Source organism: Ursidibacter arcticus (assembly GCF_009761375.1).
In the GTDB taxonomy this organism is placed as follows: domain Bacteria; phylum Pseudomonadota; class Gammaproteobacteria; order Enterobacterales; family Pasteurellaceae; genus Ursidibacter; species Ursidibacter arcticus.
Genome location: NZ_LEKM01000170.1, coordinates 1 through 4,759, shown reverse-complemented (window position 1 = coordinate 4,759; position 4,759 = coordinate 1). Strand labels below are relative to the sequence as shown.

At 37.4% G+C, this 4,759-nt stretch carries 4 protein-coding genes; all 4 read right to left on the bottom strand.

Going from position 1 to position 4,759, the window contains the following annotated elements:
- Positions 1 to 205: 205 nt before the first annotated feature.
- Genes A1D25_RS07590 through hemC form a run of 4 tightly spaced genes read right to left on the bottom strand, consistent with a single transcriptional unit; the run spans position 206 to position 4,653 of the window.
- Entirely contained in the window at positions 206 to 1,459 is a 1,254-nt protein-coding gene (locus A1D25_RS07590) for a heme biosynthesis protein HemY (protein WP_157395092.1), read from the bottom strand.
- Positions 1,460 to 1,468: 9 nt separating this feature from the next.
- A complete protein-coding gene (locus A1D25_RS07585) occupies positions 1,469 to 2,947 on the bottom strand; it encodes a uroporphyrinogen-III C-methyltransferase (RefSeq protein ID WP_157395090.1) in 1,479 nt (492 codons plus the stop codon).
- A gap of 17 nt (positions 2,948 to 2,964) precedes the next feature.
- A complete protein-coding gene (locus A1D25_RS07580) occupies positions 2,965 to 3,723 on the bottom strand; it encodes a uroporphyrinogen-III synthase (protein WP_157395091.1) in 759 nt (252 codons plus the stop codon).
- 3 nt (positions 3,724 to 3,726) lie between these two features.
- Positions 3,727 to 4,653 carry a hydroxymethylbilane synthase gene (hemC, locus tag A1D25_RS07575; RefSeq protein WP_157395089.1) on the bottom strand — a complete coding sequence of 309 codons (927 nt, stop codon included), beginning with the start codon at positions 4,651 to 4,653 and terminating at the stop codon, positions 3,727 to 3,729.
- Positions 4,654 to 4,759: the final 106 nt, after the last annotated feature.

Below are 4,759 nucleotides of genomic sequence, written 5' to 3'. Positions count from 1 at the left end.
ATAAAGGATTTTTTGAATAAAAAGAGTTGCTAACAACATAAGAAAAATATTATTAGCAACTATTTTGTCCACTTGAACGTGTAATGGGTAAATCAGCAACTATTTTGTCCATTACACCTACTTTCTTATCGATCAAATAGATGAGAAAAAGCGGGCAGATTCGTAAAAAGTTTTACCAATCTGCCCGCTTGTTCATAGAGAATAATTATGCTTTAGGCTCTACATTTTCTGGTAATGAAAGAACAGGTTCTTCATTCACAGAAACATTAACTTCTTTCAGATTATCTTGTCGAATACGAGCGACTAATTCTGCATCGTGCGTTTGTTCTGCGACATAGAGTGCCATAATGCGATCGTTTGCTGTACATTCCTTATGTTCTAATACTTGAACAAAATAACCTTTAGCTTGAGCAAATAGCCCTTCTCTTGCATAAATATAACCTAATGCACGAGCATAATCATCTTGGTAATGTTCAGCCGCTTTAGCATAGCGTTTAGCAAGTACTTTTAACAATTTACTATGCTCATCAATTTGTAAGCGAGTTAACTCTTTAAAGAGTGGTTGTAACTGCTCATCTTCTGATTTCTTAACCGTTTCGAGAGCAATTTCTGCTGCTGATTGATGATCATTAGTGTCTAATAAACGCTTAATCAATGCTGTTCTCAAATAGACTGAGCGACGACGATTACTTGGTTGATTATCCCACCAAGCGAGTAGCCCTTCCTGACCCTCTTCATTCATTATCTCATCGAGTAATCCATCTTCTACTTGATGCTCTAAGGCTTCATACTCTTCAGCAGATAAGAAACTACGTTTACCAATGACATCTAACACATTATCTAACGCTTTATACGCTTTCGATTTTTGGTAAATTTCAATCGCTAAACGTAAAGCATCAATGTTATTTGGTGCAAGCACTAATAAGCTATCAACGGAGCTACGAGCTGCTGGTAATTTTCCTTGTTGCAATAAAATGCGAGTTCTTGCAATTTCAACAGCGATACTATTTGGACCTGCAATTTTTGATGCTTCTAAAAGATGTTTATTGGCAGCTAAATCATCACCACGTTGTTGAGCTGCTTCAGCGGCTTTAATAAAGTTTAAAACAGGCTCATCAGAGTGCATTGCATTTTTACTGATCAATTTCTCTGCTTTTGAGTAGTCGCCTTCTGTCATTTTCATCAAACCTTCTAAGGTTTGTTTTTGTGCTAATTTACGTTTGCGATTACCAAACCATTGATAAGAACCTCGACTTAAACGGAAAAAGCGAGTAACGACCCATTCTAATAAATAGACCGTAGCCATAGAAATAGCGAAGAATACAATGAGCATTACTAAGCTCATCTCAAAAATCTTACTACCTGTTTCAATACGGACATAACCTTGGCTACCCGCCATATAAGGTGCTAAAATCAATCCAGCTAGCACTAATAGCATTAAAAAGAGAACACGAAACATCATAACCTCCTATTGTGCGTTCGCAGGTTGCTCAGCATTGTTCGCTGGTTGCTCTGTGGCTTGTTCAGACACGTTTTCTTCTGCTGTTTTTTCCACTTTCGCTTCTTCAACTTTAAGCTGTTCTAGTGTTTTATCCGAATCAAGTTGAATTTTTTGTACTGGCTCAGGTGCTTTATTCAATGCCTGTTCTAATAAATTTAGGCTTTGTAAACGATTTGGAGCATCAATATAAATAGACTGCTCAATTAAATCATCAATTTCTTTTAAGAACTGTTTCACATTGTTATTTTGCACATCAAAATAACTTCTTACCCAAGTTCCCACCGCTTCTAAAGATTGTTTATACAATTCATTTTGCTGACGTGGTACGGCTAAAATTGCAATTTGTAAGCGTAAACGAATGTTTTCTCTTAAATAAATTTCTTGATTCGGTGCGATAAAGGCTTTTTCATTCGCTTTATTTTTATCACTTACACGAATAAAGTGGCTTAAGAAAGAATCTGCACTTTTCTCAATATTTTTCTGCCAATCGGCTAATGAATCGCTTACCTCGCCATTATCTTGGGAAGAAAGAGAGTCATTATCTAGCATTGGCATATCATCAACACTATTTGCTAATTGTGCTAAACGCTGCATCAAATTATTTTGATCGACCTTATTTACACTTGCGATCTGTTTAAGATCAGCTTTAATCGCATCACGAATAGCCTGAACATTACTACTGGTTACTTGACTTAATACATTGTCCGCTTCAACGAGTAAATTTTTAGCGGTATCAATATCATTATCTAACACCATTTTGCGTAGAGCATTATTCAATAAGAAATCTGCATCAGATAATAACCACGCACTCGTATCCGCTTTTGGAGTTGAACCTAGTTTTTGTAGTTGTAGCTGTAAACCATTGATTTGTTGAGTATAATTAGATTGCTCACGCTCTAACTGAGCAATTTTATCTAATGATTTTTGATAATCAGTAGTTAATTGAGCTAGTTGCGCTTTTTCTGCATCAAAATTAGGTAACTCTACCGCTGTTTGTGTACTTGTTGATGGTACTTTTGCATTTCCAACCTGCTGTTTTAACGTTTCAATTTGAGCCTCAACTTCAGCAAATTTCTTATTCGCAAAGAAATGCCCTGCTCCGCCAATACCCAATGCAATCAATAAGGCTAAAACTGCAATAGCTTTACCACCTGATTTTTGCTTTTCTTGCTTTTCTTGACTAGGTTTAACTTCTTCCACTTTAGAATCCTCTTCTACTTTTTTCTCTAACTGCTCGGAAGCGGTAACATTCTCCGTTTCTTTTGCAAAATGATCTTCTGATGTAACCGCTTGTTGTTCGACTTGTTGCTCAATCTTCTCTGAATTTTCTTGCTGTTCAATTTGTGGTGTTTCAGAATTCGGTTCAATTTCAACCTGTTCTTCTACTTTGGCTAAATCGATCTGCTGTGCATCAGCAGCTCTTTGCTTTTTGTTCTGTTTAGACATAACTCCCACCTTTTAAGTTAAGATTGATGATGTGTTAAAAGTGTTTCTAATAAAGTCATATTGTCCGCTTTCTTAGACACTATAATACGTTCTTGTTGCCACCCCAAACGCTTGGCAATGTTAGCTAACCGCTCACCCACAACAAGAATGCGACAACTAAAAAGCCACTCTTGTTCCGTTTCCAATGTTTTTTCTACTAACAGCGATAAAATTTCTGCACTGGTTGCGATAATAGTATCTACGCCAACTCGTTTTGCAAGACTAATTTTTTCCGACAAATTTTCAGCAGACTCAATACGCTGATAGCATTCCAATGTCTGTACTTTTGCACCACGATGAATAGCTTGCTCTGTAAAAAATTCACGCCCAGTATTTGCTCTTAAAATTAAGATATTTTTATCTTGTAACAGTTGCATTTCAGGTAAAGCTAACAACCCTTCGCTATTTTCAGATTGTAACGGATAACGCACCGCTTGTTCGCTCTTTGCGGAAAAATAATTAGCAGAACTTTGCCCTACCGCAAAATACATTAGATCTGATCGCCAAGCAAAGCCTGTTTCATTTAATGTTTGTGTAGCAAAATCTACCGCATTCTTAGACACAGCAAAAACATAATCACCCGAATTTAATCGCCCTAATGCAGAAGGTAAAAGCGGAAGTTCTCTGCCACTCTCAACCATAAATAATGGTTGATGAATTGCAAATAGACCTTGTTCTACAAGCAGTTCTGTTAATTTTTCCCCGCGTAAATCAGGGCGTGTTACTAATACATTCATCACTTAGTCTTGATAGATTTCTTGTAAAATTTTATCTGCACCTTGTGCTAGTAATTTTTCAGCAATCTCTATTCCTAGCTTTTCCGCGTCTTGAACTGGTGCAGATGCAGATGCACGAATAATAGTTGAACCATCTAGGCTACCGACTAATGCTCGTAAAGTGAGCGTTTCACCTTGTAATTCCGCAAAACCACCAATCGGCACTTGGCAGCCACCTTGTAAGCGAGTATTCATTGCACGTTCTGCAGTTACACAATAAGCTGTTTGAGAATGGTTAAGAATGCTGATATAGGATAGAACACGTTCATCATTTAAGCGTGTTTCAATACCAACTGCACCTTGTCCTGCCGCAGGCAAGGATTGCTCAGTAGATATAAAACAACGAATACGCTCTGGTATTCCTAAACGAATTAACCCCGCTGATGCTAAAATGATTGCATCATACTCTCCATTATCTAACTTGCTTAAACGAGTTCCAACATTGCCACGCAGAGACTTTACCTGTAAATGTGGATAAGATGCCATTAGCTGACATTGACGACGTAGGCTTGATGTCCCCACAATTGCCCCTGACGGTAACTCATCTAAACTAGCATAATGATTTGACACAAACGCATCTCGTGGATCTTCACGTTCACAAATAACAGCAAGCCCTAGTCCTTCAGGGAAAGCCATTGGAACATCTTTCATTGAATGAACAGCTAAATCGGCTCGATTTTCTAACAAGGCAAGTTCTAATTCTTTAACAAATAAACCTTTACCACCAATTTTTGCTAAAGGGGTATCAAGGATAATATCGCCTTTGGTCACCATTGTTACAAGCTCTACTGATAATTCAGGAAAATGTTGCTCCAAAGCCTGTTTAACAAAATTTGCTTGCCATAAAGCTAATGGGCTTTGGCGAGTTGCAATTCGTAAAATATCTTTCATTAGATTATGATTTTTTATGATGAAAATAGGCATATCCTACCACTATTTCACGTTTTCTGCCAAAGGTTCATAAAATCTCCAATAGAGATTTCAGACTGATGACAAA

Excerpts from the sequence above, each read along its gene's own strand:
- hemC (WP_157395089.1), bottom strand. The coding sequence starts at position 4,653 with ATGAAAGATATTTTACGAATTGCAACTCGCCAAAGCCCATTAGCTTTA.
- A1D25_RS07585 (WP_157395090.1), bottom strand. The coding sequence starts at position 2,947 with ATGTCTAAACAGAACAAAAAGCAAAGAGCTGCTGATGCACAGCAGATC.
- A1D25_RS07580 (WP_157395091.1), bottom strand. The coding sequence starts at position 3,723 with ATGAATGTATTAGTAACACGCCCTGATTTACGCGGGGAAAAATTAACA.
- A1D25_RS07590 (WP_157395092.1), bottom strand. The coding sequence starts at position 1,459 with ATGTTTCGTGTTCTCTTTTTAATGCTATTAGTGCTAGCTGGATTGATT.